Source organism: Clostridium sp. MCC344 (genome assembly GCF_018785365.1).
Taxonomy (GTDB): Bacteria; Bacillota; Clostridia; order Lachnospirales; family Lachnospiraceae; genus Pilosibacter.
Window position 1 is genome coordinate 52,284 of record NZ_WQPQ01000056.1, and the last position, 14,994, is coordinate 67,277.

Here is a 14,994-nt window from a genome sequence, read left to right on the forward strand (position 1 = left end):
ATTTTGGCTCGTTGTTTGTGTAAATAAAAAACGTGTGAAGAATGATTACTCATTTTCACACGTTTTTTTAGATGAAACTTATTTTGCTTTCGCAGTTTCCTGCTTTTTGATCTCCGGTAAGATCAGACCAAGTGCTGTGAGCACTACCGGTGTGATTACATTTAATGCTGTGGAAGCGATATCGCCTTCAACATACATTCCGAGGAGACAGCAAGCTGCGGTTACGAAGAAGCACCAGCCGCCTGCAACAAGGGCAACTGTCTGGTTCTTTGTAAATTTGTACTCCGGGTTGAACTTGTTGAGGGATTTTCTGAGAGCAATGTATGCTGCGAATACCCACAAGTAACGAAGCGGCATGGTTACAGAGTTCAGTTTGTTTAACTGAGTCAGAACGGATGCAGCACCCGGTACGAAGGACTGGATCAGGATGATGCTGCCGGATAAGCAGATAACCATCTTGATACCGTTGATGTATGCGCCATGCTCATTCTTCTTTAAGAGGCCGGACGGAACGAACTGTCTTGCGTCCTCGTTGTCAAGAAGTATACGAAGCGGAGCGTCGATACTTAATACAAGTGTGGAGAACTGACCGATGGCGTTGCATGCTGCGTAGATAACGAGCAGGAGGTTGCCAACATGGTAGTACTCACCGAGCTTCTGGAAGGACCAGTAAGCGCCGTTGGAAACGTAGGACTTGAAGCTGTCTGTGCTCTCGTTGATGACAGCCGGATCAAACATCATGCCCATCGCGATACTTCCGAGGATCGCGCAGACCATAACCATAACGGCTAACATGATCATACCCTTCGGGAATCCCTTGGACGGATCTTTTACCTTATTTACATAAGGGGAGATCTTCTCGCATCCGCCGACTGCGAATACAAGGATGGAAAGGGATGTGAAGTAGTTCACGTTGAACTGCGGGATCAGACCTTTTACTGTGTAATCAGCAGATACGAAACCGCCGTTCGGGTTGATGACCGGTGCTGCGAACATCATTAAGATGAACAGGATGGACATTACGAACATACTGGAACCAGCGATCGTCGCTAATTTCTTTAACGGGTTTAAGCCGCGGCTTGCAACCCAGCAGAAGAACAGGAAGACAGCGAGTGTTGCCATCTGTACAGCGATCGTCGGGAATGTGTCGTAAGTGGAGCCGTTCTGGAATACCATCCAGCTTAATGCCTTTAATCCGCCGCTTCCTTTACTTGCGATGTAAGTTACATGGCAAGCCCAGTAAGTCCAGCCAGCGTAATAAGCGCATTTCGGGCCGATCGTTTCGTGGATCCAGGAGCTCACGCCGCCGCCGGACTGTTTGAACGCGGAGCCGAGCTCACCTACCATCAGGGCATAAGGCACGAAATAGAGAGCGAACATCAGAATCCAGCTGAAGATTACCTGTACTCCGTTGAAGTAAACGAAGCCATTCAGCACGTTTCCGAATCCCCAAACCGTGGAGAATGCCATGAAGGCCAGGGTGTACCAGTCGATTTTCTTGGTGTTTTCCATAAGAGACCTTCCTTTGATATAAAATTGTATTTGTCCGTTTGACACGAACTTGTTTAGTATAACATAAATTTTTGAAAAGATGAACCATTTATTATAAGGAAATAAATGAGATTCGGTTAATAAAATTCTGCGAAAACTGGATACAACGTGAAAAAATGCAGAGTTCAGATGAGATTATAAAGGAAAAAACAGGATTCCGGAAAAATAAAAGGGAGATTACAAAAGGGGAGTGAAAAAGTAAGAGAGAACAAGATCTGAATGTCTTTACTATACGGACAAATGTGAAAAATTGGCGGAAAAATCGGAAATGGATGCGGAATACCATCAGAAATTTCCCGACGGATCCATCCCGGAGGAGAAAATATTACAAAAATATCCTTTATGTTGGTAGGTAAATAGGAAAAAAACAGAATAAAAGAAAACTGTAACTGCGGATGCAGGGATTATTTTGTGGAAATTGGATTTCCGGTTTTCTGATTATGTGGTAAAATAGTAAAAGATCTATTCAGACGAAGCCGGAGAGGCGGATCAGATGAGAGAAAGAAGAGGAAGACTATGAGGGAATGAAAAAGTCTGCGGGATATTATTGATGCGGTGGGAGCCGTGAAATTACAGAGAGGACAGGTGATGAAGGATGGGATATTCCGGATATGAGTGGCTGTGGCTGTTTTTTGCCTACAGCTTTTCCGGCTGGGTTCTTGAGACCGTGACAGCGGCGGTGAGGCAGAAACGCTTTGTAAACAGAGGCCTTGTAAACGGACCGCTCTGTGTGATCTATGGAATTACCGGATCTGCACTGATGCTGGTATGCAGAGACCTCAGGGGGATCTGGCTGTTTCTTGGAAGTATGATCTTTTCCACGCTGGCGGAATGGATCGCCGGTCATGTGATCGAAAAAATGTACCATGAGCGCTGGTGGGACTATTCTCATGTGAAATGGAATCTGGATGGCTATATCTGCTTTCCGGTCTCCGTGATCTGGGGCGTTCTGGGATTTGTCACCATGCGATGGGGAGCGCCGCTTCTGATTGACGTATTCCGGATGATCCCGATGACTCCGGCCCATCTTGTGATCTGGATCCTCAGCGGGATCCTGATCCTGGATGTCGCGGCAACTCTGTGCATCCTGTCCGGAAGAAGCCGGAGGATCCGCCAGTGGCAGGGCGTTGACTCCTGGCTGACCGGTGTGAGTTCCAGACTTGAGCGCAGGATCTACGGCTGGGTGGACCGAAGGATCCAGAATGCGTACCCGGAAGCGGCTTACCGCAGGGAGCTTCAGGCCGAGGCCGAGCAGAGAAAGACCGTCTTTGCCTACGGACTCTGTTTCTATAAGATCGCACTTTTGCTTGTTGTCGGCGCATTTTTGGGAGATATCGTGGAGACGATCTTCTGCCGGCTGACGGCAGGAATCTGGATGAGCCGGAGCAGTTTTGTCTGGGGCCCGTTCAGTATCGTCTGGGGAGTGGCTCTCGCGGCGGCGACGATGCTTTTGTACCGCTACCGGAAATATTCGGACCGCTTTCTGTTCTTTATGGGCACATTTTTAGGAGGCGCGTATGAATATACCTGCAGCGTCATGACGGAGATCATGTTCGGAAAAGTATTCTGGGACTACAGTAAGATCCCGTTTAACCTTGGCGGGCGCATCAACCTTCTGTACTGTTTTTTCTGGGGGATCGCGGCGGTTGTCTGGATCAAAGGTGTTTACCCGGTGATGTCCGCCTGGATCGAGAAGATCCCGATCCGCTTTGGAAAGATCGCGACATGGCTGCTCCTTGTCTTTTTCTGTGTGGATATGGCGGTTTCCGGACTGGCGTTGATCCGGAGCAGTGAACGGGAAAAGGGAATCCCGGCGACATCGTCCTGGCAGCAGGAGATGGATGAGCATTATGGGGATGACGTGTTGAAAAAGATCTATCCGAATGCGCTGAAGGTGGATTAAGGGAGAAAAAGTTAAGATGGATAAAGAAAAGCAGCAGCAGATCAAATATCAGCTGCTGCTTTTTAAAACGCGCATTTTTGAGGACTGCCGGGGCAGCTTCCGTTGTTTTTATGAGAGAGTAGCTTCGGGCAGTGCGGGAGTTATGCTTCCGCTTTCCAGAGTCCATGAAGATTGCAGTACTCATAAACTGCGATCAGCTTTTCACCGTCAGCGAGGAAGAACTCTGCTTCTGGTTTATCTTCCGGAGTAAGAGAACGGCAGTGGGTTCCGAAATTTGTCTCGATCAGGATCCACTGGATATAGTGTTTTTCCATCATCGGATGTTCCACAGAGCCGACTTTTACGGAAACTTTATTTCCGTTTACTTCGAAGGCCGGGACATGTTTTTCGTGTGCACCGTCCGAAGTGCCGGGGATCAGTTCCGTCATTTTCTCTCCGCAACAGACAACCGGGACGCCGGAATCGTTCATTTTTGTGATGATATTCTTGCAGTGATTGCAGATATAGAATTTTACGCTCATAGAGGACCTCCTTGTGAATAATCTAAAATAATAATAGTAACTGTTATTGATATAATACCATAAGAAATACCATATTGCAAGGATTATTAAAAAAATAGAATAAGATTTTTAGCTTTCAGTCTGTATTTGTTGGGAGTCAGAAGAATAAATTTACAGGCTTATGATTTATGGAAAGCCACAGCAGCAAAACACAGGAAAATCTGGCTACAGGATCACACCGTGGATTTTCCGGGCTATGTGAGAGTACAGAGTGGAAAACTGGAGAAAGGATCAATAAAAAGAAGTGCTGGGAACGGGAAAAAGAGCTTGGGACAGGAGAGAGAGTTTTGTCCGGCTGAGATTAAAAAAAGGACGCTGCAGATTTTGCAGCGTCCTTTGAAATTGCGAAATGGAAGCAGTTCCAATAAATTTAAGATCAGATCTGCGGGCCAGCGGCAACAAGTGCTTTGCCGGCTTCGTTGCTCTCGTATTTTGCGAAGTTCTTGATGAATCTTCCGGAGAGGTCTTTTGCTTTCTCTTCCCAGTCAGCAACGTTTGCGTATGTATCGCGTGGGTCGAGGATCTTGGAGTCAACGCCCGGAAGCTCGGTCGGAACTTCGAAGTTGAAGTACGGGATCTTTTTTGTCGGAGCGTTTAAAATATCGCCGTTTAAGATCGCATCGATGATTCCACGGGTATCTTTGATGGAGATACGTTTTCCGGTTCCGTTCCAGCCTGTATTTACGAGGTATGCCTTAGCGCCGCTCTTTTCCATCTTCTTAACGAGCTCTTCCGCATATTTTGTCGGATGGAGTTCGAGGAATGCCTGACCAAAGCAAGCGGAGAAGGTCGGTGTCGGCTCTGTAATTCCGCGCTCGGTTCCGGCAAGTTTTGCTGTGAAACCGGACAGGAAGTAGTATTTTGTCTGCTCCGGAGTCAGGATGGATACCGGCGGAAGTACGCCGAATGCATCTGCGGAGAGGAAGATCACGTTCTTTGCTGCCGGACCTGCGGAGATCGGGCGGACGATATTTTTAATATGGTCGATCGGATAGGAGACACGGGTGTTCTCAGTTACGCTCTTGTCAGTGAAATCGATCACGCCGTCCTTGTCGAGAGTTACGTTCTCGAGAAGGGCGTTGCGCTTGATCGCATTGTAGATATCCGGCTCGGAATCTTTATCGAGGTTGATAACCTTCGCGTAGCAGCCGCCCTCGAAGTTGAATACTCCGTTGTCGTCCCAGCCGTGCTCGTCATCACCGATCAGGAGACGTTTCGGATCTGTGGAAAGAGTTGTCTTACCGGTTCCGGAGAGACCGAAGAAGATCGCGGTGTTCTTGCCTTCCATATCGGTGTTTGCAGAGCAGTGCATGGAAGCGATGCCCTTTAACGGAAGGTAGTAGTTCATCATGGAGAACATACCTTTCTTCATTTCTCCGCCGTACCAGGTATTGATGATAACCTGCTCGCGGCTTGTGATATTGAAGACAACGGCTGTCTCGGAGTTTAAGCCGAGTTCCTTGTAGTTCTCAACTTTTGCCTTGGATGCGTTGTAAACAACGAAATCCGGCTCGAAGTTCTCGAGTTCTTCAGCAGTCGGTTTGATGAACATGTTCTTTACGAAGTGTGCCTGCCATGCGACCTCAACGATGAAACGGATCGCCATGCGGGTATCTTTGTTTGCGCCGCAGAATGCGTCGACAACGAAGAGTCTCTTATTGGAAAGTTCTTTTAATGCGATATCTTTTACTGCCTTCCAGGTTTCCTGAGAAGCCGGATGGTTGTCGTTCTTGTATTCGTCAGATGTCCACCATACAGTATCTTTGGAATTTTCATCCACAACGATAAATTTATCTTTCGGTGAACGGCCGGTGTAGATACCGGTCATAACATTAACTGCTCCGAGTTCGCTGACCTGTCCTTTTTCATAGCCTTCGAGTTCCGGTTTCATTTCCTCCTCGAATAACATTTCATAAGACGGGTTGTAGACGATCTCTGTGGTTCCGGTGATGCCATACTTGCTTAAATCAATCTTTGCCATCGCTTATCTAACCTCTTTTCATAAATTTGATGAAAATTTTGTACATGTTCAGATTTGAACAGGTACCATTACCTGGAATTTTTACAGGCAATAATGATATCTTTCAATTCCATTATACATGAAAATTGGACAAAATCAACAACAAAATAGCAAACTTTGTTAAAATAATATCATTCTTTTGCTGCGATACGTTTCTTGCACTGAAATTCTAAGAAAATAAAGGAAAGACGTTATTTTCGAAGGAAAAGAAACAAATTGCAGTTGACAAAATTAGATAGTTGTACTATCATCCAAACTGGTTGATGGTACAACTAAAAAGTACATATCTGCGGGTGGGACCGGAGACGGCTGCAACAGCAGGAGAAGCTCATAGAGCGCGTTTTGAACAGGCGGAAAGAATTCTGCCAGAAAGGAGATCATATATGGATCAGACGGAGAGAAAGATGACGAAGATCGCCCGTGAGGTCGGAAAATTTACGGTGCAGACGATGAAAGAAGAGGGGATCGGAACGGCGGAATTTGATTTTATCCATCTTGTCCGCCACAATCCGGGGATCACCCAGACGGAGGTCCGGGAAAAGTTAAAGATCGATAAAGGAGCCGCGGCAAGACGGGCAGCGAGTCTCGAGGCGAAAGGATATCTGGAACGGAAGCCGAATCCGGCGGACGGCCGGAGTCAGCTGCTTTTTGCGACGAAGAAGGCGGAGGAGCTAAAAAATTCAAAGGCGGAGATCGAGACGATCTTTTATGAATGGCTTTTATCCGAACTTCCGGAGGACGAGAGGAACAGATTCTGCGAGACACTGGATAAGCTTTACTGGCGTTCGAAAAATGAGAGGCGTGCGGGGTTTGAAACGGTCTCTAAGCTCGTCGCAGAGCGGCAGAAAGAGGAATCCTGCGGCCGGTATACAGACCATCAGAAGGAACAAGCAGTGAAGCATGACAAAAGAGGAAACGATCATCATAAATAAAAAGAAACTTCATCCGGACCGGATCCTGGATTATTTCCGGGAGGAATGGAAGGTCCTGGCGCTGATCACGGTGTCTGGACTGATCTACAATCTGGGTCTCATGGCGGGACCATGGTTTGAAGGAAAAATGGCGGGCTGCCTGATGAGGATCCTGAGCGGGGCGGAGCGGTTCCCGGCAATGCTCCGGCTGGCGTCTGCTTACGTGATCGTGATCGGGCTGGTGCAGCTGGCCAGATACATCAAGCGGTTTTATGTGCGCCGGTTTGCCAACAATGTGAACAGGAGAATGAAGAGGATCCTCTACCGGACGCTAGTACATAAATCGCGTGTGGAGCTGGAGAAAGAGGGCGCGGGAAATGTCATCACGAAGGCGATCTCCGATGTGGACGACTGCGTGGAAGGCATGAGAAAGTTCACGACGGAGATCTTTGACACGGGCGTGGCGCTTCTCGGCTATATGGGAATGCTGTTTTACTACGACTGGAGACTTGCACTCTGTTCACTGATCTTTCCGCCGTTTTCCTATATTATCGCGGAGAAGATGAAACGGATCGTCCAGAGAACGGGGGCTGCTTACAAGGAACAGACCGGAAAACTCAATGCAGCGACACTGGACCGGATCACAAACGCGATCACATACCGGGTGTTCGGATGTGAGAAGGAGCGGGGAGAAGATTATGAGGTCCATCTGAAAGAGTATGAGCGTGCGGCAGTCAGGGCCAATATCTGGAACGCGGCCCTGCCGCCGGTCTACAAGGTGATCGCGATGGCGGGAACCGTGATGATCCTGTATTTTGGCTCTAAGAACATCCTTGGAAGCGGCTGGACGAGCTGGGATGTCGCAGCATTTACGACCTTCCTCGCGTGCTATACGAAGCTTTCCGACAAGTCCTCGAAGGCGGCGAAACTCTTCAACGCGGTCCACAAGGCACAGGTGTCCTGGAAGCGGATCCATCCGTATATGGAGCGGGCTGCTCAGGCTGAGGAGGAGGATGAGATCGCAGAGCAGACTGAAAAATTCAGTGCAAAAACAGGCGAAAGTCATACGGAACACGGCGTCATTTCCGCAGATCATCTGACATTCAGCTATCCGGGCAGTGCGCCGATCTTTGAGGATCTTTCATTCACCGCGAAACCTGGACAGATCATCGGAATCACGGGTCCGGTGGCGTGCGGAAAATCGACGCTCGGAAAGACATTTCTCTGCGAATATCCGTATGAAGGCCATCTGACATATGGCGGCAAAGAACTCTCCTCCTGTACGGAACGGGAGCGGAGCAGACTCATCGGATATCTCGGACATGATCCGGAACTTTTGGGCGACAGCATCAGAAATAATGTTCTTTTGGGAGATGACAGTGATGTCTGGACATGGCTGCGTGCTGTATGCTTTGATGAGGAGGTCCGGGAGATGGAGGACCGGGAAGATACGGTTGTCGGAAACAGCGGCGTCCGTCTCTCCGGCGGTCAGGCGGCGCGCCTTGCCCTGGCGAGAATGCTTTGCCATGGAAAGCTGGTGATGATCCTGGATGATCCGTTCTCGGCTCTGGACAAGAGCACGGAGAAACAGGTGTTTGAACATCTGAAGGAGCTCTCGAAGGACCGGATCGTATTCTTGATCTCCCACAGACTGTATCTGTTCCCGGAGTTCGACCAGGTGATCTGGATGGAACACGGGACGGGAACATGCAGCACGCATGAGAAGCTGATGGCAGAAAATAAACAGTATGCCGAGTTGTATCACGCGCAGGCTGCGGAGAAAGAGTCTGCGAATGATGCAGAAGAGATGCAGAAAAAGGAATGTGGAGCTGAAAACAAGGCGTCAGGAGAAATTCGGAAAAACAGGAGATCATCGTCTGATGGGAATGAAAACGGTGGGGAAAGGAGGAAAAAGCAATGAGTGGAAAGAAGAATATCAGTGCGGCATCGATCATCGGAAAAACGGTCACGCGGGAAAAATGGCTTTCCATCGGGATCGTTCTGACGGTGACGGGAGCGGTTGCCATTTCTCTGCTTCCGCCTCTTGTTCTCGGAAAAATCATTGACCGGATCGCCGGCGGAAATTTTTCGGGTTTTTCCATGGCGGCGGAGTATTTTCTGCTGATCTTCCTGACCGGGGCGCTGGAGTCCCTGAGAGAGAGTTTCCTCACTGTCTTTGGTCAGAAGATGACGCATGCGTTCAGGAGCGAGCTCTCCGATAAGCTTGTCCGACTGAGTGCAGACACATTAAATAAGGAAGAACCGGGAGCTGTGGTTTCCAGATTTGTCGGCGATGTTGACACCGTGGAAGCGCTGTTTACCTCCGGGATCATCAGCATGTTCGCGGATGCATGCAGAGTCGTCAGCATTTTTGCGGTGATCTGGTTCCAGAACCGCGGACTCGCACTGCTCTTGATCATTCTGATCCCGGTGATCTTTGTGTTCACGAGGATCGTACAGAATCGGATGCTCACGGCGCAGCTTGCAAACCGTGTGGCGGTGAGCCGTGTCACAAACCATGTTCCGGAGACGATCCGCTGTATCCGGACGATCCACACGCTGGGAAAAGAGACGTACATGGAGAAACGGTATGATGACTATATCGGGGAGAGTTATTCTGCAATCGAGAAGACAAACTTCTATGATGCAGTCTACTCACCGGTGATCCTGTTTCTCAACGCGGTCGCCGTTGCGGCCGTGATGCTGCTCGCCGCGTCCGGAAATGCGAAGGTCCTGGCTTTGTTCGGCATGTCCGTGGGAACGTCGGTTGCAGTCATCAATTATATTTCCCAGGTGTTCTCCCCGATCGAGAATCTCGGAATGGAGATCCAGACGATCCAGTCGGCGGTTGCCGGTGTATACAGGATCAATGAGTTCCTGGCGAAAACGGAGAGGGAGAACATGAAGGAGACCATGCCGGACCATGCCGGAAAATCGGAGCCGGGAAAGGAAAAGGACGGAGAGACTGATACCGGAGATAAGCGGAAGGAAAAGAAGAACACAGAGGGAGAAACGTGCATGGATCACGGGGGATCGAAAGAAGAACCCTGTGTAGAATTTAAGAATATTACTTTCGGCTACGATGACCATGTTGTTTTGAAAAATTTAAGTTTCGCAATTTACCCAGGCGAGCAGGTGACGCTGACGGGGCGCACCGGCGCCGGAAAGAGTACGATCTTTAAGCTGCTTTTGGGACTTTACAGGCCGAATTCCGGTGAGGCGCTGATCGAGGGCGAGGAGGCATACCGGATCCCGGACAGGGAGAAGCGGACGAAGTTTGGTTATGTGGAGCAGTCGTTCCACATGGTCCCGGGGACGGTGCGCGACCAGATCACGCTGTTTGATGCGGCGATCGGGGATGAGGAGGTTCAGGCAGCTGCAGAGCTTGTGGGGCTTCACGAGACGATCATGGGGCTGGACCAGGGATATGACACGTTATGTAAACCGGAAATCTTCTCTCAGGGACAGTGGCAGCTTTTGTCTATCGCAAGAGCAGTTGCCGGAGAACCGAGGATCCTGCTTCTCGATGAGATCACGGCGAATCTGGATGCAGATACGGAGGAGATGGTGCTCCGGGCGCTGAAGAGTGCGTCTGAGGGGCGGACGGTGATCTCAATCTCGCATCGGGTTTATCAGAGAGATGCGGGGGAGAGGATCAGGTATTTGGAGATTTAATTTTCATTTACAAATTAAGGAAACGGGAATATAATAAGCCGAAGAAAAATACCGCTTTTTGTCAGGTTTGCATTCGGGAATCGTTGGTTCCGGAGGGTACTTTCCTGGCAGGGCGGTCTGGCGGGAGGTAAAAAATGTCAATTTTATTTGCAATTGTATTCCTTGTGTTGATCTTTAAATGTGTCGGCCTTGTCCTCGGAGTCTGCGGAAAGCTTCTTGGTGCGGTCCTCAGTCTGTTTGGATTTATCGTATCGATCGCGATCGGAGCTGTTGTGTTCGGACTTTCTACGGCGTTTGCGCTGGTGCTGTTATGCATCGCGGCAGTATGGCTTTTGATCAAGCTGATCTTCTAGAGTTTTGCTGAAGCGCTAAAATCCGCGGCGTAGTCTTGACAAACGGGAGAAAATCCATTAAAATCCATCATATATGCATATCAGACAGGCCTTGAAGAGGGAAAGTAGATGAAGGGCGGCATTTCAGAGAGAAAGCGGATGGTGAGAGCTTTTATGTGCGCGTCGTTGAACCGGCCTCGGAGCTTTGTGCGAGAGATGGAAAATGTCGTAATGGACAGCTAAGATCACGGAGATCGGGATTGCTGCGGAACGACTGCATCGTTAAGTACAGCGTAGATCCGGCGTTAACGGATATCAGAGGAGAGTTTCCGCGACAGGCGGAAGCTAATTTGGGTGGTAACGCCGGCTGTCGGTCCCTTGCGTGGGGAGCGGCAGCCTTTTTTGTTTCACAGGAAATTCCGATGGAACTTCCTGTGAAACAAAAAGGCACTGCGTGCCTAAGATGCGCACTCGCGCGAAGATGAAGGCTGTCGCAAGCGACCGCGCGAGACGCCTGAATGTGCCAGGACACATTCCTTTTTAACAGGAAATTCTCCGCATCTGAAACAGAGAGACATGCAGACAATGAATTTTTATATAAAGGAGAAAACAATGGCAAGAGACAAGAAACTTGTGGAATCCATCACTTCCATGGAAGACGATTTCGCGCAGTGGTACACAGACGTTGTAAAAAAGGCAGAATTATGTGATTATGCGAGCGTAAAGGGCTGCATGGTCATCAAACCGGACGGATATGCGATCTGGGAGAATATCCAGCATGAGCTTGATAAGCGCTTTAAAAAAGCAGGCGTAAAGAATGTTTACATGCCGTTATTCATTCCGGAGAGTTTACTTGATAAAGAGAAAGACCATGTCGAAGGTTTCGCACCGGAGGTAGCATGGGTGACTCAGGGAGGTCTTGAGCCGCTTCAGGAGCGTCTCTGTGTCCGCCCGACATCCGAGACTCTGTTCTGTGATTTCTACCAGAAAGACATCCACTCCTACCGTGATCTTCCGAAGGTTTACAACCAGTGGTGTTCCGTTGTGAGATGGGAGAAGACGACAAGACCGTTCCTTCGTTCCAGAGAGTTCTTATGGCAGGAGGGCCACACAGCTCATGCGACTGCTGAGGAAGCTCAGGAGAGAACGATCCAGATGTTAAATCTCTATGCTGACTTCTGTGAGGATTTCCTTGCGATCCCGGTTGTCCGCGGACAGAAGACAGACAAGGAGAAGTTCGCAGGTGCAGAGGCAACCTACACGATCGAGTCCTTAATGCATGACGGTAAGGCACTTCAGTCCGGAACCAGCCACAACTTCGGGGATGGTTTTGCGAAGGCATTCGGAATCCAGTATTCTGATAAAGATAACCAGTTAAAATATGTTCACCAGACATCCTGGGGTATGACAACCCGTATGATCGGTGCGATCATCATGGTACATGGTGACAACGAAGGTCTTGTACTTCCGCCGAACGTAGCTCCGACACAGGTTGTGATCGTTCCGATCCGCCAGCAGCAGGAGGGCGTTCTCGAGAAGGCAAGAGAAGTGGAAGAGGTTCTCTCCAACTTCCGCGTAAAAGTTGATGATTCCGACAAGAGCCCGGGCTGGAAGTTCTCTGAGTCCGAGATGAGAGGAATCCCGGTTCGTGTAGAACTCGGACCGAAGGATATCGAGGCAGGACAGGCAGTTCTTGTCCGCCGTGATACTCACGAGAAGATCACAGTTGCATTAAGCGAGATCGCAGAGAAGGTTGACGAGCTCTTAAAGACGATCCAGCACGATATGTACGAGCGTGCGAAAGCACATCGTGACGCGCATACTTACGATGCCCACAACATGGAAGAGATGAAGGACATCGCAGACAACAAGCCGGGCTTCATCCGTGCAATGTGGTGCGGCTGCCAGGAGTGTGAGGACAAGTTAAAAGAGCAGGTAGGCGTTACATCCAGATGTATGCCGTTCAAGCAGGAAAAGCTCGCTGATACCTGCGTATGCTGCGGCAAACCGGCAACCAAGATGGTTTACTGGGGCAAAGCATATTAATGAAACGATGGGATATCAAAGACCTGACGCTCGGGGGGCTGTTTACAGCCCTCATCGCCGTCGGGGCTTTTCTTAAGATCACGATCCCTGTCCAGCCGGTGCCGATGCATTTTACGCTGCAGTTTTTCTTTGTCCTGCTGGCGGCTCTGCTCCTGGGATCAAAGCGGGCGTTTGCGAGTGTGATCACATATCTTGTGATCGGACTCTGCGGACTTCCGATCTTTGCGACGGGCGGCGGACCGGCGTATCTGTTAAAACCGACGTTCGGATTCCTGATCGGCTTTGCGGCGGCTGCTTTTGTGACCGGACGTGTATATGAGATCAGAAAGAGCACATCATTCTTCTGGCTGTTGTTTTCCGCGTTCTGGGGACTTCTCGCGGATTATGCCTGCGGAATGATCTATTTTTATGTGTGCAGCAATTTTGTCCTCGGCGTGAGTGTCGGCTGGAAGCTTGTGTTTATCAACTGTTTCCTCCTGACGGTCGGTGAGGATTTTATTTTATGTATTCTGGCGGCTGTGCTTGCAAAACGGCTGATCCCGATCCTAGGGAAGCTTGCAAAGTAAGAAGAAAATCCGGGTCGGTCTTTTGAGCAACGGTTCGGCAGGGCAGGCAGTGCAGACAGAACCTTGTGGAGTTTCGAAATGAAATTTCCGATAAAGAAAAAGGAGGTACCGGACCAGTGAGAATTGAGATGCCTTATGAGGCGGAATGGATCATTGACAATATACGAAGCCACGGATATGAGGCGTTTATCGTCGGCGGCTGTGTCCGGGACGCCGTTCTCGGAAGGATCCCGGGGGACTGGGATATCACAACCTCTGCAAAGCCGGAGCAGGTGAAGGAGATCTTCGGAAAGACGGTCGATACGGGATTGAAGCACGGCACGGTGACGATCATCAAGCATGGAAAAGGCTATGAGGTGACGACATACCGGATCGATGGGGAATATCTGGATGGGAGACATCCGGAGACCGTGGAATTTACGCCGGATCTGAGGGAAGATCTGAAACGCCGGGATTTTACGATCAACGCCATGGCATACAGCCATGAGACGGGGATCGTGGATGAATTTGAGGGCATGGAGGATCTGAAACGCCGGGTGATCCGGTGCGTCGGCTGTGCGAGGGACCGCTTTACGGAGGACGCGCTGAGGATCCTAAGGGCTGTCCGGTTTGCCGCCCAGCTTGATTTTGTGATCGAGGATGAGACATACCGGGCGATCGCCGAGATCGCGCCGAACCTGGTCCATGTCAGCAAGGAGAGGATCCAGGTGGAGCTCACGAAACTCCTGCTCTCGGATCATCCTGAGAAGATCTGGATGGTGGAGGAGACCGGGATCGCATCGTATGTGGCCCCGGGATTTCCGGAGGTCTTTGAGCGGGAACTCCGGGAGAATGAGCCAGAAAGCGGAAGCATGATGCAGGAAAAACGGAATGACCGGGAGATCCTTAAAACATGCTGGAAGGGCGTTTCCTCCCTCACGGCGGATAAGTCCCACCGGTGGGCCGGATTTCTGCGCCATATGAAGCCGGAAGAAGCGGTGAAGATCTTACGAGGCCTGAAACTTGATAATGATACGATCGGGAACGTGAAAAACATGCTGAATGTTTTTCAGACACCTCCTGGTGCGGATAAGATCGAGATCAGAAGAGCCCTGAGTAAGGTTACGGAGTACCAGTTCCTCGGTGCCATGCAGTTAAAGAAAATGGACGGAGACCAGAATGTCCCGGAGATCCTGCATCTTTTTGAGGAGATCAGGGAAGCTGGGGACTGCGTAAGTCTGAAACAGCTTGCGGTCAATGGCGGTGATCTTCTTGCGATGGGACTGGAACATGGAAAAGAGATCGGAGACGGACTCCTGTATCTTTTGAACATTGTGATCGAACATCCAGAACTGAATAAAAAAGATATATTATTAGAAAAAATTAGCCAATTCAAATAATACCAGAAGAACATTGTATGAAGGACATCTGCCGGGAATCCGACAGGTGTC

The 14,994-nt window shown here is 49.7% G+C and carries 11 protein-coding genes and 1 other annotated feature; of the genes, 8 read left to right on the forward strand and 3 right to left on the reverse strand.

Annotation, left to right across the window (positions count from 1 at the left end):
- Positions 1 to 78: 78 nt before the first annotated feature.
- Positions 79 to 1,512, reverse strand: a complete 1,434-nt coding sequence (locus GPK90_RS12290; protein ID WP_118529349.1) for an amino acid permease — start codon at positions 1,510 to 1,512, stop codon at positions 79 to 81.
- Positions 1,513 to 2,146: 634 nt separating this feature from the next.
- Between GPK90_RS12290 and GPK90_RS12295 the strand changes: the two genes are divergently transcribed.
- Positions 2,147 to 3,454: a putative ABC transporter permease gene (locus tag GPK90_RS12295; protein WP_118529350.1), complete on the forward strand. Its 1,308-nt coding sequence runs from the start codon at positions 2,147 to 2,149 to the stop codon at positions 3,452 to 3,454.
- Positions 3,455 to 3,594: 140 nt separating this feature from the next.
- Here GPK90_RS12295 and GPK90_RS12300 read toward each other — a convergent pair whose 3' ends face one another.
- Both GPK90_RS12300 and pckA read right to left on the reverse strand, forming a co-directional pair.
- On the reverse strand, positions 3,595 to 3,975 hold the full coding sequence (locus tag GPK90_RS12300; protein WP_118298811.1) for a desulfoferrodoxin family protein: 381 nt from the start codon (positions 3,973 to 3,975) through the stop codon (positions 3,595 to 3,597).
- A 415-nt stretch (positions 3,976 to 4,390) separates the two neighbouring features.
- Positions 4,391 to 5,995 carry a phosphoenolpyruvate carboxykinase (ATP) gene (pckA, locus tag GPK90_RS12305; RefSeq protein ID WP_118298810.1) on the reverse strand — a complete coding sequence of 535 codons (1,605 nt, stop codon included), beginning with the start codon at positions 5,993 to 5,995 and terminating at the stop codon, positions 4,391 to 4,393.
- A gap of 422 nt (positions 5,996 to 6,417) precedes the next feature.
- Here pckA and GPK90_RS12310 point away from each other — a divergent pair, with 422 nt between their 5' ends.
- From GPK90_RS12310 to GPK90_RS12340, 7 genes are all read left to right on the forward strand, one after another.
- Complete coding sequence (locus GPK90_RS12310; RefSeq protein ID WP_215703119.1) at positions 6,418 to 6,966, forward strand: MarR family winged helix-turn-helix transcriptional regulator; 549 nt, start codon at positions 6,418 to 6,420, stop codon at positions 6,964 to 6,966.
- Positions 6,935 to 8,866: an ABC transporter ATP-binding protein gene (locus tag GPK90_RS12315; RefSeq protein WP_215703120.1), complete on the forward strand. Its 1,932-nt coding sequence runs from the start codon at positions 6,935 to 6,937 to the stop codon at positions 8,864 to 8,866. The genes GPK90_RS12310 and GPK90_RS12315 overlap by 32 nt, the downstream gene beginning before the upstream one ends.
- Positions 8,863 to 10,620, forward strand: a complete 1,758-nt coding sequence (locus GPK90_RS12320; protein ID WP_215703121.1) for an ABC transporter ATP-binding protein — start codon at positions 8,863 to 8,865, stop codon at positions 10,618 to 10,620. The genes GPK90_RS12315 and GPK90_RS12320 overlap by 4 nt, the downstream gene beginning before the upstream one ends.
- Positions 10,621 to 10,754: 134 nt before the next feature.
- On the forward strand, positions 10,755 to 10,973 hold the full coding sequence (locus GPK90_RS12325; RefSeq protein WP_118529354.1) for a hypothetical protein: 219 nt from the start codon (positions 10,755 to 10,757) through the stop codon (positions 10,971 to 10,973).
- Between the two features lie 82 nt (positions 10,974 to 11,055).
- Positions 11,056 to 11,334, forward strand: a binding site (T-box leader).
- Between the two features lie 230 nt (positions 11,335 to 11,564).
- Positions 11,565 to 12,998 (forward strand): proline--tRNA ligase, encoded by a 1,434-nt coding sequence (proS, locus tag GPK90_RS12330; RefSeq protein WP_118321528.1) that lies wholly within the window; start codon positions 11,565 to 11,567, stop codon positions 12,996 to 12,998.
- The gene (locus tag GPK90_RS12335; RefSeq protein WP_118298805.1) at positions 12,998 to 13,564 is read left to right on the forward strand and encodes a biotin transporter BioY; all 567 of its coding nucleotides are present in this window, start codon (positions 12,998 to 13,000) and stop codon (positions 13,562 to 13,564) included. Before proS ends, GPK90_RS12335 begins: the two co-directional genes overlap by 1 nt.
- Before the next feature lie 116 nt (positions 13,565 to 13,680).
- The gene (locus GPK90_RS12340; protein ID WP_118298804.1) at positions 13,681 to 14,943 is read left to right on the forward strand and encodes a CCA tRNA nucleotidyltransferase; all 1,263 of its coding nucleotides are present in this window, start codon (positions 13,681 to 13,683) and stop codon (positions 14,941 to 14,943) included.
- The last annotated feature ends 51 nt before the right edge of the window (positions 14,944 to 14,994 follow it).

Excerpts from the sequence above, each read along its gene's own strand:
- proS (WP_118321528.1), top strand. The coding sequence starts at position 11,565 with ATGGCAAGAGACAAGAAACTTGTGGAATCCATCACTTCCATGGAAGAC.
- pckA (WP_118298810.1), bottom strand. The coding sequence starts at position 5,995 with ATGGCAAAGATTGATTTAAGCAAGTATGGCATCACCGGAACCACAGAG.
- GPK90_RS12315 (WP_215703120.1), top strand. The coding sequence starts at position 6,935 with ATGACAAAAGAGGAAACGATCATCATAAATAAAAAGAAACTTCATCCG.
- GPK90_RS12290 (WP_118529349.1), bottom strand. The coding sequence starts at position 1,512 with ATGGAAAACACCAAGAAAATCGACTGGTACACCCTGGCCTTCATGGCA.
- GPK90_RS12295 (WP_118529350.1), top strand. The coding sequence starts at position 2,147 with ATGGGATATTCCGGATATGAGTGGCTGTGGCTGTTTTTTGCCTACAGC.
- GPK90_RS12300 (WP_118298811.1), bottom strand. The coding sequence starts at position 3,975 with ATGAGCGTAAAATTCTATATCTGCAATCACTGCAAGAATATCATCACA.
- GPK90_RS12310 (WP_215703119.1), top strand. The coding sequence starts at position 6,418 with ATGGATCAGACGGAGAGAAAGATGACGAAGATCGCCCGTGAGGTCGGA.
- GPK90_RS12325 (WP_118529354.1), top strand. The coding sequence starts at position 10,755 with ATGTCAATTTTATTTGCAATTGTATTCCTTGTGTTGATCTTTAAATGT.
- GPK90_RS12320 (WP_215703121.1), top strand. The coding sequence starts at position 8,863 with ATGAGTGGAAAGAAGAATATCAGTGCGGCATCGATCATCGGAAAAACG.
- GPK90_RS12335 (WP_118298805.1), top strand. The coding sequence starts at position 12,998 with ATGAAACGATGGGATATCAAAGACCTGACGCTCGGGGGGCTGTTTACA.